Genomic DNA, 20490 nt, shown 5'->3' on the forward strand with positions numbered 1-20490 from the left:
CTGACACCCGCTCATGTGTACGCTGTACACGTGAGGAAGCGCGGAATCGCCGTCGCGGCGGGAGTGGTGCTGGTCCTGGTGGTCAGCGGGGTCTTCGGGGTCTGCTGGTGGGCAGCGGGGCAGCAGATCGTGCCGAACCACGGCACGCACTCCGACACCGTTCTCGCCGTGAAGGACGGCAGTGTCGTGCTCACCGCCAACTCATCGGCGGCTCGCAGGCGTGGCACGTACTGGCTCTCCTGGGACGGAGGTTCCGCGCTCATGGGCGATGTGCTCGCACAGGGGCCCGACCGGGTGGAACGCCCGCTGCTCCGCGGTTCCCGCCCGACGACCGGGACCGCGGTCTACGTGGGGGGTGCCATGCCCTCGGATCCGAAGACGACGCTCGGCCTCGACTATTCAGAGGTCATGGTGCCGACTGAACTCGGTCTGGCGCCCGCGTGGTTCATCCCGGCCGCGAAAGACACGTGGGTGATTGCGGTGCACGGCCAGAACGGACGTCGTAAGGCGCTCATGCCGATCGCGCCCGTCTTCAACCGCCTCGGTCTGCCAGTGCTCGCGATCACCTACCGCAATGACGAAGGCGCCCCGGCGTCGCCGGACGGGCTGTTGCACCTTGGCGGTGACGAGTGGCGTGATGTCGAGTCCGCGGTCCGTTACGCGCAAGAGAAAGGTGCGCGACGCGTGGTGCTTTATGGAGCGTCCAACGGAGGTCAGATCGTCGGGCAGTTCCTGTCGCATTCACCGCTCGCGAACGCGACCGTGGCGACGATGCTCGACGCGCCGACGACGAGCCTTCCCCTCGTTGGTGACTTCGCAGGGGAGCAGCACGGTGCGCCGAGCGTGATGACCTGGCTGGTTCACCAGATCATGCAGTGGCGGACCGACACGGACCTCGACCGGCTGGACCTCATCAAGTACCCGCCGGCCGTCAAACCGCCGACATTGCTCATCCAGGGCGATGCCGACACGCAGTGCTCCGTGCAGATGAACCGCGGTTTCTTCGACACTGCAACGAAATCGGGTTGGCGGATGCAGTACGCGGAGTTCCCCGGAGCTGAGCACACGGAGTCGTGGAACTCAGATCCCGCGCGATACGAGAAGCTGGTCCACGACTTCCTAAGGCTTGCGGTAGATCAGTGAGTAGCGCCAGAAGAGATGACGGCGCACGCGGTGACCTGGCAGCACACGGTCAGCGTCCGCGCGGATTTCCGCGAAGGTCAGCGTGGCGTCCTTCACGGGCGCAGACACACCGTGGTCCTTCCGGGACAACGCATTGAGCACCAGATTGACGGGTGCGGCCGCCGCGGCGAGCGCATAGTCGGAAACGGTGCGCTCGCGGTAGAGGCCCAGCACTGCCAGAACACCGCCCGGTCGCAATGAGTCGCGCAAGCGTTCAAGTGCGACAGGAAACGACGGCAGGTGGTGCACGGTCGCGATGCACGAGACGAAGTCGTAGCGCGCGGGCTCGATGTCCATGAGATCGCCGGTGCGGAACTCGATGTTCGCAGCGCCCTGCGACCGCGTGCGCGCCGCGTCGATCATTTCTGCCGATGCGTCGATCGCGTCCACCCAGCCGGCCTTGCGAGCCAAGCGCCGCGCGAATGTGCCGCTGCCGCAACCGACATCAAGCGCGTCCGCGCAGTGCGACGGCACGTGTCGTAGGAGTCGTCGGTGATAGAAGTCGTTGTGATTGAAAGGCATCGCTTCTATGACGCATTCGTGACCTAGCTGGTTGTCTGCCACCGCCAACGCGACTCACCGTCAACGACTGCGTCCGTTTGCGTGAGACCAGCCGCAGCGGCGACCGCACCGGACGCGGCGTGCTTCGGGTGCACGTGCGCCACGATCTCGGTCACACCGGTCGAGCGCAGCCAGTCCGCCAACGCGCGCGCCGATTCGGATGCGATGCCACGGCCCTGCCACGGCGTGCCGACGACCCACGCGATCTCTGCTGTCCCGTGGGCGATCGTGGCTTGCACGTAGCCCGTCAGGCGGTCTTCCGCGCGTAGCCAGATGACCAGGTTCGCCCAGGTCACGGTCGGATCGGGTGAACCGGCCACCTGTTTCTCGTAGCGCAGGCGCAGTTGTTCGGCAGTGGCGGGCTCACCGCCGATGAACTCGTGCAGCGCCGGGTCTGACAGGACCTCCGCCATCTCGTCCGCGTGCTCTACGCGGAGCGGAACGAGGTCGAGGCGGTCAGTGCGCAACGGACCCATGAGAGGTGACCGTAACCGCCAATCTGGGCAACCCCGCCACATGGCCTAACGCCGACATGGCAGCATCACACTCCAGCGTCCAAACCGGACGCTGTGCGTCCGTGGCGACAAGGGGAGAGCAGTGCGCGTCCTGTCGGTGGACCTGGGTACGTCCAACACCGTTGCCGTGTTGTCAGCACACGGCAGGCCACCCCGTGTGGTCGAGGTCGACGGTTCGGCGACGATGCCCTCGGCCGTCTTCGCCGCCGAGGACGGTGGACTGGTCGTCGGCCGGGACGCCGAACGGCGGGCCCGTCTCGACCCCGCGCGGTTCGAGCCCAACCCCAAGCGTCGCGTGGACGACACCACGCTGTTGCTCGGCAACACCGTCATCACGGTGACCGACGCGATGGCCGCCGTGCTGCAGCGCGTCGCGGACGAGACCAAGCGCCAGCTCGGCGGCTCCATGCCGGACGAGGTCCGGCTGACCCACCCCGCGCAGTGGGGCGCGATCCGCCGCAACGTCCTGCTCTCCGCCGCCCGGCTGGCCGGGTTCGGCCCGCAGCTGACCCTCGTGCCCGAGCCGGTCGCCGCCGCCGCGCACTTCGCGTCCTTCCCGGAGCGCTCGTTGGCGCCCGGGCAGGCGCTGGCCGTCTACGACCTCGGCGCGGGCACCTTCGACGTCGCCGTGGTCGGCGCGACCCCCAGCGGCTTCGTCGTGCTCGCCGAGAACGGCCTGCCCGACCTCGGTGGCCTCGACGTGGACCACGCGCTGCTGGTGCACGTGGGGCGCGAGGTGTCCTACCGCGACCCCAGCAAGTGGCAGCGCGTGCTGCGCCCGGAGTCGACCGCCGACCGGCGCGCCCGCCGCACCCTCCTCGAGGACGTGAGGGCCGCCAAGGAAGCGCTGTCCCGGCACCCGCAGACCGAGGTGCCGATGCCGGAGCCCTTCGACGACGTGCTCGTCACGCGGGCCGAGCTGGAGGCGCTGATCCGCCCCAGCCTGCTGCGCAGCATCGAGCTGCTGGCCGACACCATCGGCTCCGCCGGGATGAGCCCGGAGTCGCTCGCGGGCATCTACCTCGTCGGTGGCTCCAGCCGCATCCCACTGGTGGCGAAGCTGATCTCCGAGCGGCTGCGCGTCGTCCCGACCAGCCTGGACCAGCCGGAGACCGCGGTCGCGCTCGGCGCGCACCACGTGCCCCAGGACGGGACCAGCGCGCGCACCGGCCAGCTGCCGCCGCAGGAGATGTACCAGGGCGGGGTGACCGCGCCCTACCCGACGACGGTCACCAACGGCCCGTCCTTCCCGACCACCGGCCCCCAGCCGGTGCAGCACCAGGCCCCGCCGCAGTACGGCGGTTTCCCGCAGGTCCCCCAGCAGCAGGCGAAGAAGAGCTCCAAACCGATGCTGATCGGGGTCGCGGCCTCGATCGTCGTGGTGCTGGCGGTGGTGCTCGGCATCGTGCTGCTCAACGGCTCCGGCCTGCCGAGCGCGAGCGAGTGCCAGAAGCCGGGCGAGGCCGACCCCAAGGGCTTCAGCTCGTGCCTGCGCCAGCTCGCCGGCGACGTGGCCGACAACGTCCAGTGCGATCCGGGTGCGAAGGGTCTCGCCGAGAACGCGCTCGGCCGCATCCAGGGCGTCAAGGTGACCTGCCAGCTGCCCGCGGGCAACGGCGCGCCCACGCTCACCGTCACCTACGCGCACGCGCCGTCGATGGAGATCGTGCAGGACATCGCCAAGAACGTCGTCGGCGACTCCAGGACGGAGCAGGTCGAGGCCGACTGGGGCGGCAACGGGCTCACCGGCCACTACCAGGCGACCACCAACGAAGGCGTCGGTTACCTCGTCTTCACCGTGAAGGACCGCCCGGTGCTCGGGATGATGACCGTGATCAGCACCTCCGGCGCGGCGCCGAAGGCCAACGACCTGGCCGACTACTTCGAGCGGCAGGTCCAGCCGGGGACCTGACCGGCGCACCGCGCAGGCCGCCCGCCAGTACCGCGAACCCGGGAGGCCGGGCGCGTTTGGCGGAGTGCCGGGGGCCGTGCGGGCGTGCCACGATCGGGGCATGCAGCGTGATCTCTTCGAAGCCGACCACGACGCGTTCCGCGAGCTGGTGCGCAGGTTCTTCGCCGACGAGGTGGTGCCCGAGCACGCCCGGTGGGAGTCCGACGGCATCGTCCCCAGGGAGATCTGGACCGCGGCGGGCGAGCTGGGCATGCTCGGCTTCGACATGCCGGAGGAGCACGGCGGCGGTGGGCAGCGCGACTTCCGGTTCAACACCGTGCTCGGTGAGGAACTGGTCGGCTGCGGGGCCACCGGCCTCGGGTTCGGCCTGCACACCGACGTCGTCGGCCCCTACCTGCGCGAGCTGGCCACCGAGGAGCAGAAGGCCCGCTGGCTGCCCGGGTTCTGCTCCGGCGAGCTGATCACCGCGATCGCGATGAGCGAGCCCGGCGCGGGTTCCGACCTGCAGGGCGTCCGGACCTACGCGCGCCGGGACGGCTCGGACTACGTGCTCAACGGCTCGAAGATCTTCATCACCAACGGCATCAACGCCGACCTGGTGCTGGTCGTGGTGAAGACCGACCCGGAGGCACCGGGCAGCAAGGGGCTGAGCCTGCTCGCGGTGGAGCGCGGCATGGCCGGGTTCTCCCGCGGCCGCAACCTCGACAAGATCGGCCTGAAGGCGCAGGACACCGCCGAGCTGTTCTTCGAGGACGTGCGGGTGCCGGCGGAGAACCTGGTCGGCGAGGAGAACCGGGGCTTCTACCACCTGATGGCGATGCTGCCGCAGGAGCGGCTGTCCGTCGCCGTCGGCTCGATCGCCACGGTCAGCACCGCGCTGGCGCTGACCAAGGAGTACGTGCGCGGGCGCAAGGCGTTCGGGCGCAGCGTCGGGGCCTTCCAGAACACCCGCTTCGAGCTGGCCGAGCTGGAGACGGAGTACTGGGTCACCCAGGTCTTCACCGACCGCTGCGTCCGCGACCTCAACGCGGGCACGCTGTCGGCGACCGACGCGGCCATGGCCAAGCTGTGGACCTCCGAGCTGGCCAGGAAGGCCGCCGACCGGTGCCTGCAGCTGCACGGCGGCTACGGCTACATGAGCGAGTACCCGATCTCCAAGCTGTTCCTCGACGGCCGGGTGCAGGCGATCTACGCGGGCACCAACGAGATCATGAAGGAGATCATCGGCCGGTCCCTCGGCCTGGAAGACAGATCGTGACCGGCGGAGTTCAGCAGGGGCTCTCGGCTCCTCCCGCCGTGGTCGCCGTTCAGCGCCGGGTGCTGGGCACGCTCACCACCAGCCAGGTCCTCGGCGGCGTCGGCGTGGCCACCGGCGTCACCGTCAGCTCGCTGGCCGCCGCCTCGCTCTCCGGCTCCGAGGTGGTCGGCGGGCTGGCCCAGACCAGCGTGGTCGCCGGCGCCGCGCTGCTGTCGCTGCCCGCGGCCCGGCTGGCCGAGCGCAGGGGGCGCCGTCCCGCGCTGATCATGGGCTACGGCCTGGCCGCCGCCGGGGCCGCGCTGGCGGCGACCGCCATCGCGCTGGGCGCGTGGCCGCTGCTGCTGGCCGCGCTGGTGCTGGTCGGCGGGGGCAGCACCGCCAACCTGGCGGCCCGCTACGCCGCGACCGACCTCGCCGCCCCGGACCGCAGGGCGAGATCGCTGTCGCTGGTGGTGTGGGCGACCACGATCGGCTCGGTGGCCGGTCCCAACCTCGCCGAGCCCGCGCAACGGCTGGCCGCCTCGATCGGCATCGCCGAGCGCTCCGGCCCGTTCCTGGTGTCCGTGCTGGGCTTCGGCGCGGCGGCGGCCTGGGTGTGGTTCGGCCTGCGACCCGATCCGCTGGTGCTGGCGCGCTCCGCGGAGCCCGGGGCGGAGGGGGTGTCCTGTCCCGCCCACGGCGCCCCGCTGCGCTGGACCGGCCGCCTGGCCAAACTTCACCCGATGGGGTGGTTGGCGCTGGTCGGGATCGTGCTCTGCCACACCGCGATGGTCGGGCTGATGACCATGACGCCTGTGCACATGGACCACGGCGGCGCCTCGTTGAGCCTGGTCGGTGTGGTGATCAGCCTGCACATCGCCGGGATGTACGCGGCGAGCCCGGTGTTCGGCTGGATGGCCGACCGCTGGGGCCGGGTGCCGGTGCTCGCGCTGGGCGCGGGGCTGGTGGTCGCCGCCGCGGGGGTGGCGGGGACGGCCGCTTCTCAGGACGCACCGCAACTGGCGGTGGGCCTGGTGCTGCTCGGGTTCGGGTGGTCGGCGGGGGTGGTGTCGGGATCGGCGCTGCTCACCGAGTCCGTCCCGCTGGCCGACCGGCCGGTCCTGCAGGGCATGTCCGACCTGGCGATGAACGTCGGCGGCGCGCTCGGCGGGCTCACCGCGGGCCTGGTGGTGACGGTGTGGTCCTACCGGGTGCTGGGGCTGGTCGTCGGCGTGCTCGCGCTGCCGTTCCTGGTCTTCTGCCTGTTCAGCGCTTTCGGTTCTGGCGGAACCAGATCAGGCCGTAGACGATCACGCCGACGAGGCCGCCCGCGATGATCAGCTGGCCGAGCGGGGAGGACAGTCCGGTGGGGTCGTCTTCGAACATCCCCCGAGCGTAGCCTGGCCCCGATGCGTATCACCGTTTTCCGCAGCCGGATGAACGACGAGTTCGGCGAGGTCCGCGCCGAGCTGATGGCCAGCACCCACGTGTTCTCCGCCCTCGGCGGGCGCACCGTGGACCAGGCCATGGAGGCCGGGATGGACCCGAAGGCGATCTGGCGGGCCGTCTGCGAGGCGTTCGACGTCCCGCCGGAACGCCGCTGACCTGCGCCGCTCGCTCCCGCCGCGTGTCGAGGTGGACTCGAACACATGTTCGGCTATGGTGTTGTCCACATCGGCACCAGCTATCCACAGATCCCGACCTCTCCGCGTTGACTGTCAGACCTACGCCGTAGCGTCGACCCCGACCCGGTACAGGGCCCCATCTGACGGCTAAAGGCGAGGCAGTGAAGCAAGGCAGGAAGCCCATGGCAGCGGTAGCACCCGACCGGGACAAGGCTCTCGAACTTGCCTTGGCCCAGATCGACAAGCAGTTCGGCAAGGGATCGGTGATGCGCCTCGGTGAGGACACCAGGCCACCGGTCGCGGTGATCCCCACCGGCTCCATCGCCCTGGACGTGGCGTTGGGCATCGGCGGCCTGCCCAAGGGCCGCGTCATCGAGGTCTACGGGCCGGAGTCCTCCGGTAAGACCACCGTCGCCCTGCACGCGGTGGCCAACGCCCAGCGGGCGGGTGGCATCGCGGCGTTCATCGACGCCGAGCACGCGCTGGACCCGGAGTACGCCAAGGCGCTCGGCGTGGACACCGACGCCCTGCTGGTCTCCCAGCCGGACACCGGTGAGCAGGCGCTGGAGATCGCCGACATGCTCGTGCGCTCCGGCGCGCTGGACATCCTGGTCATCGACTCCGTCGCGGCCCTGGTGCCGCGCGCGGAGATCGAGGGCGAGATGGGTGACAGCCACGTCGGTCTGCAGGCCCGGCTGATGAGCCAGGCGCTGCGGAAGATGACCAGCGCGCTGAACAACTCCGGGACCACCGCGATCTTCATCAACCAGCTGCGCGAGAAGATCGGCGTGATGTTCGGCAGCCCGGAGACCACCACCGGTGGCAAGGCGCTGAAGTTCTACGCCTCGGTGCGGCTGGACGTGCGCCGGATCGAGACCCTGAAGGAGGGCACCGACGCCGTCGGCAACCGCACCAGGGTCAAGATCGTGAAGAACAAGATGGCGCCGCCGTTCAAGCAGGCGGAGTTCGACATCCTCTACGGCCAGGGCATCAGCCGCGAGGGCTCCCTGATCGACATGGGTGTCGACCAGGGGATCATCCGCAAGTCCGGTGCCTGGTACACCTACGAGGGCGACCAGCTCGGGCAGGGCAAGGAGAACGCCCGCAAGTTCATGCGGGAGAACCCCGATGTCGCCAATGAGATCGAGAAGCGCATCAAGGAGAAGCTGAACATCGGCCCGGCCGTGGTGGAGGGCGACGACGCCGCACCCGCCCCCGTCGAGTTCTAGTTCTCCGCCCAGCGCAACCGCGTTCGTCCTCCCGCCCGGGGTGTCCGGCAAGCCCGGCTCCCCGGCGGGAGGGAACGCCAGGACCGAGGTGATCTCCCATGACCCGGCCCGGTCGTTCCCGGCGCCGTGCCGATCCCGGCTCCGTCGCGGGCGAGTCCGCCCAGCGGCAGCAGGCCCCGCGTGACCCGGTCGAGCAGGCGCGCGAGATCTGCCTGCGCCTGCTCACGGTGCGCCCGCGCACCCGCGTCGAGCTGGAACAGGCGTTGCGGCGCAAGGAGATCCCGGAGGACGTGATCGCGGCGGTGCTCGACCGCTACAGCGATCTCAAGCTGGTCGACGACGCCGCCTTCGCGGAGCTGTGGGTGCGCTCCCGGCACACCCACCAGGGCATGGCCCGGCGCGCCCTGGTCGCCGAGCTGCGCCGCAAGGGCGTCGACGGCGAGACCGCGGCCGAGGCGGCGTCCACTGTGGACAGTGAGGCGGAGGAGGAGCGGGCGCGCGCCCTGGTCCGCCGCAAGATCTCCTCGGTGATGCGGGTGGACGAGCTGGCCCGCGTCCGCCGCCTGGTCGGCATGCTCGCCCGCAAGGGCTATCCCGAGGGGCTGGCCTACCGCGTGGTCCGCGACGAGCTCCGCGCCGCGGGCGAGGAGACCACCCTCCTCGACGACTAGCCCCCGCCTGGACAGGTGCCCGGGCGGAATCACAGTGGGCCTGCGGCGGCGACTTGCCTAGGCTCGGGCCGTGACGAGCCTAGGGATGGCGCTCAGCGCCAAGCACATTGTCTGGGACTGGAACGGGACGCTGCTCGACGACAACGACGCGGTCCTGGCCGCGGTGAACGACGTCTGCACGGGGTTCGGCCGCCAAGCGCTCACGCTGGACGAGTGGCGCGGGTTGTTCAGCCGCCCGCTGCTGCAGTGCTACGAGCGCGTTCTCGACCGTCCGCTGAGCGTTGACGACTGGGCTCGCATCGACCGGCTCTACCACGACCGCTACCACGAGCTGCTGCACACGTGCGGGCTCGCGCCGGGCGTTCCCGAGCTGCTGCACGAGTGGCGCGATGCCGGGCGGTCCCAGTCGCTGCTGTCGATGTGGTTCCACGACCGCCTCGTCCCGCTGATCACCGAGATGGGGCTGGTCGAGCTCTTCCAGCGGGTGGACGGCCTGCGCACGGAGGTGGGCGGCGACTCCAAGGCCGACCACCTCGCGCACCACCTCCAGGCGCAGCAGCTCGACCCGGCCGACGTCGTGCTCATCGGCGACGTCGTGGACGACGCGTTCGCCGCGCAGCAGGTCGGCGCGCACTGCGTGCTGGTCACCACGGGCGTGATGGGACGGTCCGCCCTGGAGGCCACTGGAGCGCCGGTGGCGAACTCGATTCCCGAAGCGCTGCAGCTGATTCAGCCCGCCTGATAACCGGCGGTCATCACAGCGGGTCTTGGACGGGGCACGGGCGGAACTGGTGACCTGGGGCCAGCCGACCAGCCAGAAGGAGAGCCCGTGCGCCGTCGCAACATCCTCATCGGAGCCCTGGCCGCAGGTACCGCCGCCGTGCCGTCAACGGCGACCGCCGCGCCCGCTGCCGACCCGCGGGACGAAGCCGCGGTGATCGCCGTGGCGGACGGGATCGACCTCGCGGTCGATGCCAAGGACTGGGCCGCGTGCCGGGCCTCCTTCACCGACCAGGTCGACGTCGACTTCAGTTCGCTGTCCGGAGAGCCCGCCGCGCGCATCCCGGCCGACCAGCTCGTCGCGGGCTGGCGTGCCGGGTTGTTCGCCGAGAAGCGCAGCCACCACATGCGCTCCAACCACCGCGCGACGGTGCGCGGCGACCGGGCGACAGTGTTCTCCAAGGGCTATGCCCTCAACATCCTGGCCAACAAGCGCGGCGACCAGGAGTGGGAGGTCTGGGGTGACTACGTGCACGAGTTCGTCCGCACCCCGCGCGGCTGGCGGTGTTCCGGCATGAAGCTCACCGTCGTCCACGCGCGCGCGGCAACGACTGGGTGCGGACGGCGACGCGCTAGCGCAGGGCGGAGGCCTCGCGCGCCAGGGCCTCGACCGCACCCCAGTCGCCCGCGGCCACGGCGGACTTCGGCGTGAGCCAGGAACCGCCGACGCAACCCACGTTCGGCAGCGCCAGGTACTTCGGCGCGCTCTGCGGGGTGATGCCGCCGGTCGGGCAGAACCTCAGGTGCGGAAGCGGACCGCCCAGGCCCTTCAGGAAGTCCGCGCCACCGCTGGGCTCGGCGGGGAAGAACTTCAGCGCCTCGACGCCCTGCTCGGCCAGGCGCATCGCCTCCGAGACGGTGGCGGCGCCGGGCAGGAACGGCAGCCCGGTGTCCCGCACGGCCGCGAGCAGGGTGTCCGTGGTGCCCGGGGTGACCAGGAAGCGCGCGCCCGCCGCCGCGGACTTGGCGGCGTGCTCCGGAGCGGTCACGGTGCCCGCGCCGAGCACGATGTCCGGGACCTCCTCGGCGATCCGCTCGATCGCGCGCAGGGCGGCAGGAGTGCGCAGCGTGACCTCGATGACGCCGATCCCGCCGCGCAGCAACGCCTGCGCCAGCGGCACCGCGTGCGCCTCGTCGTCGATGACCACCACCGGCACCACAGGGGAGATCTCAAGCAGTTCGTGCGCCGTAGTCACCGGGAAGCCTCCACTCGCGTCTCGTCCTGGTCCATCGTGCCGAACGCGATCGCGCCCTGGTCGGCCGGGCCGACGGCGCGACGCAGCGCGGTGAACAGCTCACGCCCGGTGCCGATCCACTCGTCGTCGCTCGGCGGGCCGTCGACGACCTCGCGCGCGGCCAGCTCGGCGTCGCCGACCAGCACCTCCAGCGCCCCGTTCTCCGCGTCCAGCCGGATCATGTCGCCGTCGCGCACCTTGGCCAGCAGCCCGCCCGCCGCGGCCTCCGGGGTGACCTGGATGGCGGCCGGGATCTTGCCGGAGGCGCCGGACATCCGCCCGTCGGTGACCAGGGCGACCTTGAAACCCTTGTCCTGCAACACTCCCAGTGACGGGGTGAGTCCGTGCAGCTCCGGCATGCCGTTGGCCTTCGGCCCCTGGTTGCGCAGCACCACCACCATGTCGCCGGTGAACTCGCCCGCCCGGAACGCGGCGCTGAACTGCGCCTGGTCGGTGAACACGCGGGCGGGGGCGAGCACGATCCGGTGCTCCGGCTTCACCGCGGACACCTTGATCACCGCGTTGCCCAGGTTGCCGTGCAGAACGCGCAGCCCGCCGTCCGCGGCGAAGGGCTTGGTGTGCGGGCGAAGCACTGATTCGTCGCCGCTGACCGCGGGCGCGTCCACCCAGCGCAGTTCGCCGTCGACCAGCTCCGGTTGCTGCCGGTAGCGGTCCAGGCCGAAGCCCGCGACGGTCTTCACGTCGCGGTGCACCAGTCCGGCGTCGAGCAGCTGGCCCACCAGGAAAGGCACCCCGCCCGCATTGTGGAAGTGGTTGATGTCCGCGGAACCGTTGGGGTACACGCGGGTCAGCAGTGGGACGACCGCCGACAGGTCGGAGAAGTCGTCCCAGGTGAGCTTGATGCCCGCCGCGGCGGCGATGGCGACCAGGTGCATGGTGTGGTTGGTCGAACCACCCGTCGCCAGCAGCGCCACCACGCCGTTGACGACAACGCGCTCGTCGACCAGTTCACCGACCGGTGTGAACTCGTCGCCGCCACGGGTCATCTCCAGCACCCTGCGCCCGGCGTGCTCGGTGAGCGCGCGGCGCAACGGCGTGTTCGGCGCGACGAAGGAGGAGCCGGGCAGGTGCATGCCCATGACCTCCATGACGAGCTGGTTGGAGTTCGCCGTCCCGTAGAACGTGCAGGTGCCCGGTGAGTGGTACGAGGCGGCCTCGGCGTCGAGCAGGTTCTTGCGGTCCGCGCGGCCCTCGGCGAAGAGCTGGCGCACGCGGCTCTTCTCCGGGTTGGACAGGCCCGATGCCATGGGCCCGGCCGGGATGAGCATGGTCGGCAGGTGGCCGAAGGACAGCGCCGCGATCATCAGGCCGGGCACGATCTTGTCGCAGACACCCAGCAGCAGCGCGGCGTCGAACATGTCGTGCGCCAGCGCCACCCCGGTCGCCATCGCCACGACCTCGCGGCTGAACAGGGACATCTCCATGCCCGCGCGGCCCTGGGTGATGCCGTCGCACATCGCGGGCACGCCGCCGGCGAACTGGGCGACACCGCCCGCCGCGCGGATGGAGTCCTTCAGCCAGGCCGGGTACTCCGCGAGCGGCTGGTGGGCGGAGAGCATGTCGTTGTAGGACGAGACGATCGCGACGTTGGCACCGCGCAGCTCGCGGAGGGCCTGCTTGTCCTCACCGACGCAGCCGGCGAAGCCGTGGGCGAAGTTGCTGCAGCCCAAGGCGCCCCGGGCGGGACCCTCGGACGCGGCGGCGGCGATCTTGCGCAGGTATGCGGAGCGGGTGCGCTCGCTGCGGGCCGCGATGCGCTCGGTCACCGCGGCGATGGCCGGGTGCAAGGGCGCGCTCATCTAGCTCTCCTCGTCGTTGTCACGGGACTCGAAAGGGGGTTTCCGGGCCGGTGGACGACGACGATGGCGCCACTCGGGTGCGACAGACCTCACACACTACGGGTTACACGTAGGTAACCACAAAAACGATCCAGAAGGTTGACATCCCGGTTGCGGAAACGCTGTGCCGCAGGTCACTCTCTTGTGGCGACGCCGCGCCGCCTTGAGGGTGATTTCGATCACGGTTGCGATCAATGGGGGTTCACGGCGTGTGTCCCTTGTCACACGGGGGTGGGCGGGTGCAGAGTCTGGCCACCACCACGATGCGCCGACGGAGGTGTTCGGCATGCCGAACACGGAACTGACTGCCCTGCAACGCTCCATCGACGAGCTGCGCCAGACGATGTCCGCTCTCCGCGGGCGGTACGGCGACACCCCTGCTGTGCGACGCATCGCGAACGACATCGAACGGCTGGAGATCGACGCTGCCGAGCTGGCCGGCGGGCGCCTGGCCCCCATGCCCCGGCAGGCCGAGATGGTCGTCGTCCCGGACACGCCGTACGACCCGCAGCTGTGGGATGGCGCGGACGACGAAGGCGTCGGAGGTTATCGCCCGCACGGCAGATGAGCGTTCGGTCCGCGGTCGGGTCCTGCCGTCCGTAGGACTGGTGTCCCGACCGCGTAGACCGAGGACACTATGACCGCTTCAACCGGCCCCACCGGCCGGGCGCGCATCGAGGCGCGCACGCTTCGCACCGACCGGTGGTGGCTGTCGCCGTTGTTGACCGCTGCGGGCCTGACGGCGTTCGTCGTCTACGGCCTGGTCCGCACCTTCTCCAACGCGCACTACTGGGTGCCGCAGTACAACTACCTGGCGCCGTTCTACTCGCCGTGCCTCTCCGAGGTCTGCGTCGAGGGTTCCGCGCACTTCGGCAGGTGGTTCCCCGACCTGGGCTGGCTGATCACGCCACCGCTGTTCGTGCTGCCGTTCGTGCTCGGGTTCCGCTTCACCTGCTACTACTACCGCAAGGCCTACTACCGCTCGTTCTGGCTCTCGCCGCCCGCGTGCGCGGTGGCCGAACCGCACGCGAAGTACACCGGTGAGCGGCGCTTCCCGCTGGTGATGCAGAACCTGCACCGGTACTTCTTCTACGCGGCGATCCCGGTCGCGAGCGTGCTCACCTACGACGCGGTGATCGCGTTCAAGGGCGCAGACGGTGGCGTCGGCATCGGCCTCGGCACACTGATCATGCTGGTCAACGTCGTGCTGATCTGGGCGTACACGCTGTCCTGCCACTCCTGCAGGCACATCGTCGGCGGCAAGCTGACCCACTTCTCCCGCCACCCGGTCCGGTACCGGCTGTGGACGCTGGTCTCCAAGCTCAACGGCAAGCACATGCAGCTCGCCTGGGCCTCGTTGATCTCCGTCGGCCTGACCGACCTCTACGTGGCGCTGGTGGCCAGCGGCGTGCTCACGGACCTGCGGTTGTTCAACTAAAAAGCGAGGGTTTTGCTTCTATGAGTGAGATCGAGCGCCACGCCTACGACGTCGTGGTGATCGGTGCCGGTGGAGCCGGGCTGCGCGCGGCGATCGAGGCGCGGGAACAGGGCAAACGCGTCGCGATCGTGTGCAAGTCGCTGTTCGGCAAGGCGCACACCGTGATGGCCGAGGGTGGCATCGCCGCGGCGATGGGCAACGTGAACTCCCGGGACAACTGGCAGGTCCACTTCCGCGACACGATGCGCGGCGGGAAGTTCCTCAACAACTGGCGGATGGCCGAGCTGCACGCTCGCGAGGCCCCCGACCGCGTCTGGGAGCTGGAGACCTACGGCGCGCTGTTCGACCGCACCAAGGACGGCCGGATCAGCCAGCGCAACTTCGGCGGTCACGAGTACCCGAGGCTCGCGCACGTCGGCGACCGCACCGGGCTCGAACTGATCCGCAGCCTCCAGCAGCAGATCGTCTCCTTGCAGCAGCAGGACTTCCGCGACTCCGGTGACTACGAGGCGCGCATCCGCGTCTTCGCCGAGTGCACGGTCACCGAGCTGCTCAAGGACGACGGGGCGATCGCGGGCGCGTTCGGCTACTGGCGCGAGACCGGCCGCTTCGTGCTCTTCGAGGCGCCCGCGGTGGTGCTGGCCACGGGCGGCATCGGCAAGTCCTTCAAGGTGACCTCGAACTCCTGGGAGTACACCGGTGACGGGCACGCGCTCGCACTGCGCGCGGGCGCGAGTCTGATCAACATGGAGTTCGTCCAGTTCCACCCCACCGGGATGGTCTGGCCGCCCAGCGTGAAGGGCATCCTGGTCACCGAGTCGGTGCGCGGGGACGGCGGTGTGCTGCGCAACTCCGAGGGCCGCCGGTTCATGTTCGACTACATCCCCGAGGTCTTCAAGGACAAGTACGCCGACAACGAGGCCGAGGCGGACCGCTGGTACACCGACCCGGACAGCAACCGCAGGCCGCCGGAGCTGCTGCCGAGGGACGAGGTCGCCCGCGCGATCAACTCCGAGGTGAAGGCGGGGCGCGGATCTCCGCACGGCGGCGTGTTCCTCGACGTCTCGACGCGGCTGCCGGCCGAGGAGATCCGCCGCAGGCTACCGTCGATGCACCACCAGTTCAAGGAGCTGGCCGACGTCGACATCACGGCCGAGCCGATGGAGGTGGGCCCGACCTGCCACTACGTCATGGGTGGGGTGGAGGTCGAGCCGGACACGGCGCAGTCCAGGGTGCCCGGCCTGTTCGCCGCCGGTGAGGTGGCAGGCGGGATGCACGGGTCGAACCGGCTCGGCGGCAACTCGCTGTCGGACCTGCTGGTGTTCGGCCGCAGGGCCGGTCTCGGCGCGGCGTCCTACGTGGACGGTCTGAGCGCGCGGCCGTCGATCTCGCAGTCCGATGTGGACAGCGCGGCGCAGTGGGCGCAGGCGCCGTTCAACGCGGCCGACGGCGGCGAGGTGGAGAACCCGTACACGGTGCACACCGAGCTGCAGCAGTCGATGAACGACCTCGTCGGCATCATCCGCAAGGGCCCGGAGATCGAGCAGGCGCTGGAGAAGCTGGAGCAGCTCAAGACCCGCGCGCGCAACGCCTCGGTGGAGGGGCACCGGCAGTTCAACCCCGGCTGGCACCTGGCGATCGACCTGCGCAACATGATCCTCGTCAGCGAGTGCGTGGCCAAGGCGGCCCTGCTGCGCACGGAGAGCAGGGGCGGGCACACCCGCGACGACTACCCGGGCATGGACCCGTTGTGGCGCAAGCAGTTGCTCCGCTGCGAGGTCGACGGCGACGGGGTCGGGGTGACCAGCCTGCCGCAGCCGGAGATGCGCTCGGACCTGCTCGACCTGTTCGAGCGCGAGGAGCTGCAGAAGTACTACACCGACGCCGAACTGGCCGCACACCGGGAGCTTCCATGAGCTACAAGGCGAACTTCCGCATCTGGCGCGGCGACGACGAGGGGGGCGAGCTCGCCGACTTCGTGGTGGAGGTCAACGAGGGCGAGGTCGTCCTCGACATCATCCACCGGCTCCAGGCCACCCAGGCGCCCGACCTCGCGGTGCGGTGGAACTGCAAGGCGGGCAAGTGCGGCTCGTGCTCGGCGGAGATCAACGGCCGCCCACGCCTGCTGTGCATGACCCGGATGTCCACCTTCGCCGAGGACGAGACCATCACCGTGACGCCGCTGCGGACGTTCCCGGTGATCCGCGACCTGGTGACCGACGTGTCCTACAACTACGTCAAGGCCCGCGAGGTCCCGTCCTTCAAGCCACCGGAGGGGCTGAAGCCGGGCGAGTACCGCATGCAGCAGGTGGACGTGGAGCGCTCGCAGGAGTTCCGGAAGTGCATCGAGTGCTTCCTGTGCCAGAACACCTGCCACGTGATCCGCGACCACGAGGAGAACAAGCAGGCGTTCTCCGGCCCCAGGTTCCTCATGCGGATCTCGGAGCTGGAGATGCACCCGCTGGACACCGAGGACCGCGTGGAGACCGCCCAGGCCGACCACGGGCTCGGGTTCTGCAACATCACCAAGTGCTGCACGGACGTCTGCCCGGAGCACATCCAGATCACCGACAACGCGTTGATCCCCCTGAAGGAGCGGGTGGCCGACCGCCGCTACGACCCGCTGCAGCGCCTGTTCCGCCGCAACAAGAAGCAGCAGTGACGTAACCGATGCGGCATTCGTCACGCAGGACGTGACGAATGCCGCATCGGGTTCACAACGCCTAGCGCGGGGGAGCGGTGGTCGTGGTCGCGGTGGTGCTGGACGGCGTCGTGGTGACCGGGGCCGGGCTGAGCACGGGCGGGGTCGGGGCGGGCTCGGCGGTGCCGTAGACCTCGCCGTACATCCGCGCCCAGGAGCCGTCCTGGAAGGACTTCTTCAGCATCGCCTCCAGCTGGCGGCGCAGTTCCTTGTCCCGCGCCGGGATGCCGATGTAGTAGCCCTCGTCGGTCAGCTTCGAGCCCAGCACCTTCATCGCGCCCTTGGACTGCGCCGCGTAACCGCGCAGCACCGCGTCGTCGGCGGAGAAGGCCGAGACCCGGCCCGCCTGCAGCGCCTCCACGCAGCGGCTGCCCAGGTTCTCCTCGACCACGTTCTGGGTCACCCTGGCGGCCTTCAGCTTCTGCGCGGCGCCGGTCCCGGCGACCACGCACACCGGCTTGCCGTCCAGCTGGGCCGCGGCGGTGATGCCGCTGTCGGAGCGGACCAGCAGGTCCTGCGCCACCTTCAGGTAGGGGCCGACGAAGGCGATCTGCGGCTGCGGCTGGTTGGTCTTGATCCCGCCGACCACCAGGTCCACGTCGCCGCTGCGCAGGGAGTTCAGCCGGGTCTCCACACCGGCGGAGCGGTAGCGCACCGGGTCCGGGTCCTTGAGCCCGATCTCCTTGGCGATGGCCACCGCCAGCTGGGTGTCGAAACCGGAGTACTTGCCGCTGGCCTGGTCCTGCAGCGACACCCCGGGCAGGCTGTCGGTGGTGCCCATGAGCAGGCGCCCGTTCTGCCGGATCTTGTCGATCGTCGGCGAGCCGGAGCCGTCGTCGGTGACCGAGGTCCGAGGAGCCTCGGTCGGCGCCGGAGTCTCGTCCGAGCCACCACCACACGCCGCGAGGGGGAGAACCCCCATCACGACCGCCGCAGCGAGTGCGGACCGACGGTGCATGGGCATTTCTCCCCCTCGCGGGTCGTACTGGGTCCAGAGCACCCTAGAGGGTGCGGTCACCCCCGGTTGTACCGACTACCTGCATACCGGGTGCCTGCTCCTCGACCATTTCCCCGCCGATCGTCGGCCGCCCCCTGCGGGACATCCGCTTCTCAAGCCAGGTGGCGAAGGTCGTCAGCAGCGTGTTGATCACGACGTAGATCAGCCCGACCACGACCAGGGTGGCGATGACGTTGTTGTGGTAGTTGGCCGCGATCGGCCGGATCGTGCGCAGCAGCTCGGGGAAGGTCAGGATCGCACCGCCGAGCGCGGTGTCCTTGAGGATGACCACGAGCTGGCTGACGATCGCGGGCAGCATGGCCGTGACCGCCTGGGGCAGCAGGACGATCCGCATGGTCTGACCCTTGCGCAGGCCGAGCGCCGCGGCGGCCTCGCTCTGCCCCTTCGGCAGGGACAGGATGCCCGCCCGGACGATCTCGGCCATGACCGAGCCGTTGTACAGCACCAGACCGGTGACGACGGCGAACAGCGGCCTCGTGTCGCGGTCGAGGTCGGTGTAGAGGGAGAACAGCTCCGAAGCGAAGACCATCAGGATCAGCACCGGGATGGCGCGGAAGAACTCCACCACCGCGCCCGCGGGCACCCTGATCCACTTGTGGTCCGACAGCCGGGCGATGCCGAAGACGAAACCGATCGGCATGGCGATCACCACGGACAGGAGAGCGGCGAAGAGGGTGTTGCCGAGGCCGGGCAGCAGGAACTGGGTCCAGACGCGGCCGTCGGTGACGAACGGTGCCCACAGCTCGGGGGCGAGCTGCCCCTTCTCGCTCAGGGTGGCAAGCACCCACCAGGCGACGGCGACCACCGCGAGACCGAAGACGACCGTGTAGCCGATGTTGCGCGCTCTGGCCTTCGGACCGGGAGCGTCGTAGAGGACGGAGGGGGCGCTCATCGCTTCACCGCCACCTTCTTGGCAAGGGCGCCCAGCAGCAGGCCGGTGGGCAGGGTCAGGACCACGAAGCCGAGCGCGAAGGTCGCGAAGACCAGCAGCAGGGCGTCGCTCTCGTTCTCGACCATCTCCGCCATCAGCAGTGACGCCTCGGCGACGCCGATGGCGCTGGCCACAGTGGTGTTCTTGGTCAACGCGATCAGCACGCTGGCCAGCGGCGCGACCACCGAGCGGAACGCCTGCGGCAGCACCACGATGGTCAGGGTCTGGGTGAAGCCGAGGCCGAGTGCCCTGGACGCCTCGGCCTGACCGACCGGGACGGTGTTGATGCCCGAGCGCAACGACTCGCAGACGAACGTCGCGGTGTAGGCGATGAGGCCGAGCACCGCGAGCCAGAACCCGTTGTCCGCGAGCGAGGTCGCGGAACCCTCTCTGGCGAGTTTGAGGCCGAGGGTGTCGCTGAGGCCGATCGAACAGCCGATGATGATCACCGTGAGCGGGATGTTCCGGACGATGTTGACGTAGCCGGTGCCGAAGGCGCGCATGATCGGCGCGGGCGCCACCCGCATCGCGGCGAGAACGGTTCCCCAGATGAGCGAGCCCACCGCTGAGTAGAAGGTCAGTTGCACTGTGCCCCAGAACGCTCCGAGCACGTCGTATTCGCTCAGAAAGTCCAGCATGGTCTCCCTCGGCGGGTCCTTGAAAGCGCTGTGCCGGGTGCGGTTGTGCGCACCCGGCACAGCGGAGTCTGACGAACTGTGGTGCTAAGCGATCACTTCTCGGTGATCTCCGGCGGGCTCGGGATCTTGTAGCCCGACGGGCCGAGGTGCTTCTCCAGCGACGCCTTCCAGGAGCCGTCGTTGTACATCTTCTGCAGCGCGGCGTTGATCGCGTCGCGGCCGACGGTGTCGCCCTTCTTCAGGCCGACGCCGATGCGCTCCTTGGTGAAGGGCTTGCCGATCAGCTTGAACTTGCCGGGGTTGGCCGCGGCAAGGCCCGCCAGGATCGCGTCATCGGTGGAGACCGCGTCCAGTGCCTTGTTCTCCACACCGGTGAGGCACTCGGAGTAGCCGCCGTACTCCTTCAGCTGTGCCTGGTTGGCGAACTTCTCCTTGACCGCCTGCGCGGAGGTGGAGCCCTTGACCGAGCACAGGTTCTTGCCGTTGAGCGTCTCGGGGCCGGTGATCGAGTTGTCGTCGGCGCGCACCAGCAGGTCCTGGCCGGGCAGCAGGTACGGCCCGGCGAAGGAGACCTCCTCCTTGCGCTTGTCGGTGATCGAGTAGGTGGCGGTGATGAAGTCGACGTCACCCTTCTTGATCAGCGACTCGCGCTGGGAGGACTGGGCCTCGACGAAGGTCAGACCGCTCTCCTCGACGCCGAGCTCCTTGGCGATGTACTTGGCGACGTCGACGTCGAAACCGACGAACTTGCCATCCGGCGTCTTCAGGCCGAGGCCGGGCTGGTCGATCTTGACGCCGACCACCAGCTTCTTCTCGCTCTTGGCCTTCTCGACGAGGTTGTCGCCGCCGCTCTTGCCGCCACCACAGGCCGCCAGCACCGCGAGTGCGGCGGCCGCCGCACCGATCCGCAGTCCCTTGCTGAAACGCATCTGCTTCCTTCTTTCGACTTGGCTGACTC

General features: G+C 69.7%; 21 protein-coding genes. 13 read left to right on the plus strand and 8 right to left on the minus strand.

Annotated elements, in window-relative coordinates:
• Positions 1–66: 66 nt before the first annotated feature.
• Positions 67–1143, plus strand: coding sequence for an alpha/beta hydrolase family protein (locus BLT28_RS36390; protein WP_156050722.1), 1077 nt, complete (start codon positions 67–69; stop codon positions 1141–1143).
• Here the strand turns inward: BLT28_RS36390 and BLT28_RS36395 are convergent.
• On the minus strand, positions 1120–1746 hold the full coding sequence (locus tag BLT28_RS36395; RefSeq protein WP_231950538.1) for a class I SAM-dependent methyltransferase: 627 nt from the start codon (positions 1744–1746) through the stop codon (positions 1120–1122). The genes BLT28_RS36390 and BLT28_RS36395 overlap by 24 nt on opposite strands.
• The gene (locus BLT28_RS36400; protein ID WP_269459618.1) at positions 1728–2261 is read right to left on the minus strand and encodes a GNAT family N-acetyltransferase; all 534 of its coding nucleotides are present in this window, start codon (positions 2259–2261) and stop codon (positions 1728–1730) included. The genes BLT28_RS36395 and BLT28_RS36400 overlap by 19 nt, the downstream gene beginning before the upstream one ends.
• 79 nt (positions 2262–2340) lie before the next feature.
• On the opposite strand from BLT28_RS36400, the gene BLT28_RS36405 reads away from it, so the two are divergent.
• The 8 genes from BLT28_RS36405 (at position 2341) to BLT28_RS36440 (ending at position 10364) form a co-directional block, all read left to right on the plus strand.
• Positions 2341–4170, plus strand: coding sequence for an Hsp70 family protein (locus BLT28_RS36405; protein ID WP_030428643.1), 1830 nt, complete (start codon positions 2341–2343; stop codon positions 4168–4170).
• A gap of 100 nt (positions 4171–4270) precedes the next feature.
• Entirely contained in the window at positions 4271–5428 is a 1158-nt protein-coding gene (locus tag BLT28_RS36410; RefSeq protein ID WP_030428642.1) for an acyl-CoA dehydrogenase family protein, read from the plus strand.
• Positions 5425–6744: an MFS transporter gene (locus tag BLT28_RS36415; RefSeq protein WP_081900173.1), complete on the plus strand. Its 1320-nt coding sequence runs from the start codon at positions 5425–5427 to the stop codon at positions 6742–6744. The genes BLT28_RS36410 and BLT28_RS36415 overlap by 4 nt, the downstream gene beginning before the upstream one ends.
• Before the next feature lie 72 nt (positions 6745–6816).
• Positions 6817–7011 carry a DUF3046 domain-containing protein gene (locus tag BLT28_RS36420; RefSeq protein ID WP_030428640.1) on the plus strand — a complete coding sequence of 65 codons (195 nt, stop codon included), beginning with the start codon at positions 6817–6819 and terminating at the stop codon, positions 7009–7011.
• A gap of 203 nt (positions 7012–7214) precedes the next feature.
• Positions 7215–8261: a recombinase RecA gene (gene recA / locus BLT28_RS36425; RefSeq protein ID WP_030428639.1), complete on the plus strand. Its 1047-nt coding sequence runs from the start codon at positions 7215–7217 to the stop codon at positions 8259–8261.
• 98 nt (positions 8262–8359) lie between these two features.
• Positions 8360–8932 (plus strand): regulatory protein RecX, encoded by a 573-nt coding sequence (locus tag BLT28_RS36430; RefSeq protein WP_081900172.1) that lies wholly within the window; start codon positions 8360–8362, stop codon positions 8930–8932.
• 70 nt (positions 8933–9002) lie between these two features.
• Complete coding sequence (locus BLT28_RS36435; protein WP_231950540.1) at positions 9003–9674, plus strand: HAD family hydrolase; 672 nt, start codon at positions 9003–9005, stop codon at positions 9672–9674.
• A gap of 87 nt (positions 9675–9761) precedes the next feature.
• The gene (locus tag BLT28_RS36440; RefSeq protein ID WP_052407112.1) at positions 9762–10364 is read left to right on the plus strand and encodes a nuclear transport factor 2 family protein; all 603 of its coding nucleotides are present in this window, start codon (positions 9762–9764) and stop codon (positions 10362–10364) included.
• On the opposite strand, the gene eda is transcribed toward BLT28_RS36440, so the two are convergent.
• Together eda and edd are read right to left on the minus strand one after the other, a co-directional pair.
• Positions 10285–10908, minus strand: a complete 624-nt coding sequence (gene eda / locus BLT28_RS36445) for a bifunctional 4-hydroxy-2-oxoglutarate aldolase/2-dehydro-3-deoxy-phosphogluconate aldolase (protein WP_030428635.1) — start codon at positions 10906–10908, stop codon at positions 10285–10287. The two genes, BLT28_RS36440 and eda, sit on opposite strands and share 80 nt — an antisense overlap.
• Entirely contained in the window at positions 10905–12767 is a 1863-nt protein-coding gene (edd, locus tag BLT28_RS36450) for a phosphogluconate dehydratase (protein WP_052407111.1), read from the minus strand. The genes eda and edd overlap by 4 nt, the downstream gene beginning before the upstream one ends.
• A gap of 325 nt (positions 12768–13092) precedes the next feature.
• Here edd and BLT28_RS36455 point away from each other — a divergent pair, with 325 nt between their 5' ends.
• The 4 genes from BLT28_RS36455 (at position 13093) to BLT28_RS36470 (ending at position 16906) form a co-directional block, all read left to right on the plus strand.
• Entirely contained in the window at positions 13093–13374 is a 282-nt protein-coding gene (locus BLT28_RS36455) for a hypothetical protein (protein ID WP_030428633.1), read from the plus strand.
• A 69-nt stretch (positions 13375–13443) separates the two neighbouring features.
• Entirely contained in the window at positions 13444–14244 is an 801-nt protein-coding gene (locus BLT28_RS36460; RefSeq protein WP_030428632.1) for a hypothetical protein, read from the plus strand.
• Between the two features lie 20 nt (positions 14245–14264).
• The gene (locus tag BLT28_RS36465) at positions 14265–16160 is read left to right on the plus strand and encodes a fumarate reductase/succinate dehydrogenase flavoprotein subunit (protein ID WP_030428631.1); all 1896 of its coding nucleotides are present in this window, start codon (positions 14265–14267) and stop codon (positions 16158–16160) included.
• Positions 16157–16906: a succinate dehydrogenase/fumarate reductase iron-sulfur subunit gene (locus tag BLT28_RS36470; protein WP_030428630.1), complete on the plus strand. Its 750-nt coding sequence runs from the start codon at positions 16157–16159 to the stop codon at positions 16904–16906. The genes BLT28_RS36465 and BLT28_RS36470 overlap by 4 nt, the downstream gene beginning before the upstream one ends.
• A 61-nt stretch (positions 16907–16967) precedes the next feature.
• On the opposite strand, the gene BLT28_RS36475 is transcribed toward BLT28_RS36470, so the two are convergent.
• The 4 genes from BLT28_RS36475 to BLT28_RS36490 all read right to left on the minus strand — a co-directional run bounded on the left by BLT28_RS36475 (position 16968) and on the right by BLT28_RS36490 (position 20461).
• Positions 16968–17903 (minus strand): transporter substrate-binding domain-containing protein, encoded by a 936-nt coding sequence (locus BLT28_RS36475; RefSeq protein ID WP_030428629.1) that lies wholly within the window; start codon positions 17901–17903, stop codon positions 16968–16970.
• Positions 17904–17946: 43 nt separating this feature from the next.
• On the minus strand, positions 17947–18855 hold the full coding sequence (locus BLT28_RS36480; protein ID WP_043810881.1) for an amino acid ABC transporter permease: 909 nt from the start codon (positions 18853–18855) through the stop codon (positions 17947–17949).
• Positions 18852–19532 carry an amino acid ABC transporter permease gene (locus tag BLT28_RS36485; RefSeq protein ID WP_030428627.1) on the minus strand — a complete coding sequence of 227 codons (681 nt, stop codon included), beginning with the start codon at positions 19530–19532 and terminating at the stop codon, positions 18852–18854. Before BLT28_RS36485 ends, BLT28_RS36480 begins: the two co-directional genes overlap by 4 nt.
• A gap of 92 nt (positions 19533–19624) precedes the next feature.
• Entirely contained in the window at positions 19625–20461 is an 837-nt protein-coding gene (locus BLT28_RS36490) for a glutamate ABC transporter substrate-binding protein (RefSeq protein ID WP_030428626.1), read from the minus strand.
• Positions 20462–20490 lie beyond the last annotated feature (29 nt).

The sequence above is a fragment of the Allokutzneria albata genome (assembly GCF_900103775.1).
In the GTDB taxonomy this organism is placed as follows: Bacteria; Actinomycetota; Actinomycetes; order Mycobacteriales; family Pseudonocardiaceae; genus Allokutzneria; species Allokutzneria albata.

Excerpts from the sequence above, each read along its gene's own strand:
- BLT28_RS36400 (WP_269459618.1), bottom strand. The coding sequence starts at position 2,261 with ATGTGGCGGGGTTGCCCAGATTGGCGGTTACGGTCACCTCTCATGGGT.
- BLT28_RS36410 (WP_030428642.1), top strand. The coding sequence starts at position 4,271 with ATGCAGCGTGATCTCTTCGAAGCCGACCACGACGCGTTCCGCGAGCTG.
- BLT28_RS36420 (WP_030428640.1), top strand. The coding sequence starts at position 6,817 with ATGCGTATCACCGTTTTCCGCAGCCGGATGAACGACGAGTTCGGCGAG.
- recA (WP_030428639.1), top strand. The coding sequence starts at position 7,215 with ATGGCAGCGGTAGCACCCGACCGGGACAAGGCTCTCGAACTTGCCTTG.
- BLT28_RS36430 (WP_081900172.1), top strand. The coding sequence starts at position 8,360 with ATGACCCGGCCCGGTCGTTCCCGGCGCCGTGCCGATCCCGGCTCCGTC.
- edd (WP_052407111.1), bottom strand. The coding sequence starts at position 12,767 with ATGAGCGCGCCCTTGCACCCGGCCATCGCCGCGGTGACCGAGCGCATC.
- BLT28_RS36455 (WP_030428633.1), top strand. The coding sequence starts at position 13,093 with ATGCCGAACACGGAACTGACTGCCCTGCAACGCTCCATCGACGAGCTG.
- BLT28_RS36460 (WP_030428632.1), top strand. The coding sequence starts at position 13,444 with ATGACCGCTTCAACCGGCCCCACCGGCCGGGCGCGCATCGAGGCGCGC.
- BLT28_RS36465 (WP_030428631.1), top strand. The coding sequence starts at position 14,265 with ATGAGTGAGATCGAGCGCCACGCCTACGACGTCGTGGTGATCGGTGCC.
- BLT28_RS36470 (WP_030428630.1), top strand. The coding sequence starts at position 16,157 with ATGAGCTACAAGGCGAACTTCCGCATCTGGCGCGGCGACGACGAGGGG.
- BLT28_RS36475 (WP_030428629.1), bottom strand. The coding sequence starts at position 17,903 with ATGCACCGTCGGTCCGCACTCGCTGCGGCGGTCGTGATGGGGGTTCTC.
- BLT28_RS36480 (WP_043810881.1), bottom strand. The coding sequence starts at position 18,855 with ATGAGCGCCCCCTCCGTCCTCTACGACGCTCCCGGTCCGAAGGCCAGA.
- BLT28_RS36485 (WP_030428627.1), bottom strand. The coding sequence starts at position 19,532 with ATGCTGGACTTTCTGAGCGAATACGACGTGCTCGGAGCGTTCTGGGGC.
- BLT28_RS36490 (WP_030428626.1), bottom strand. The coding sequence starts at position 20,461 with ATGCGTTTCAGCAAGGGACTGCGGATCGGTGCGGCGGCCGCCGCACTC.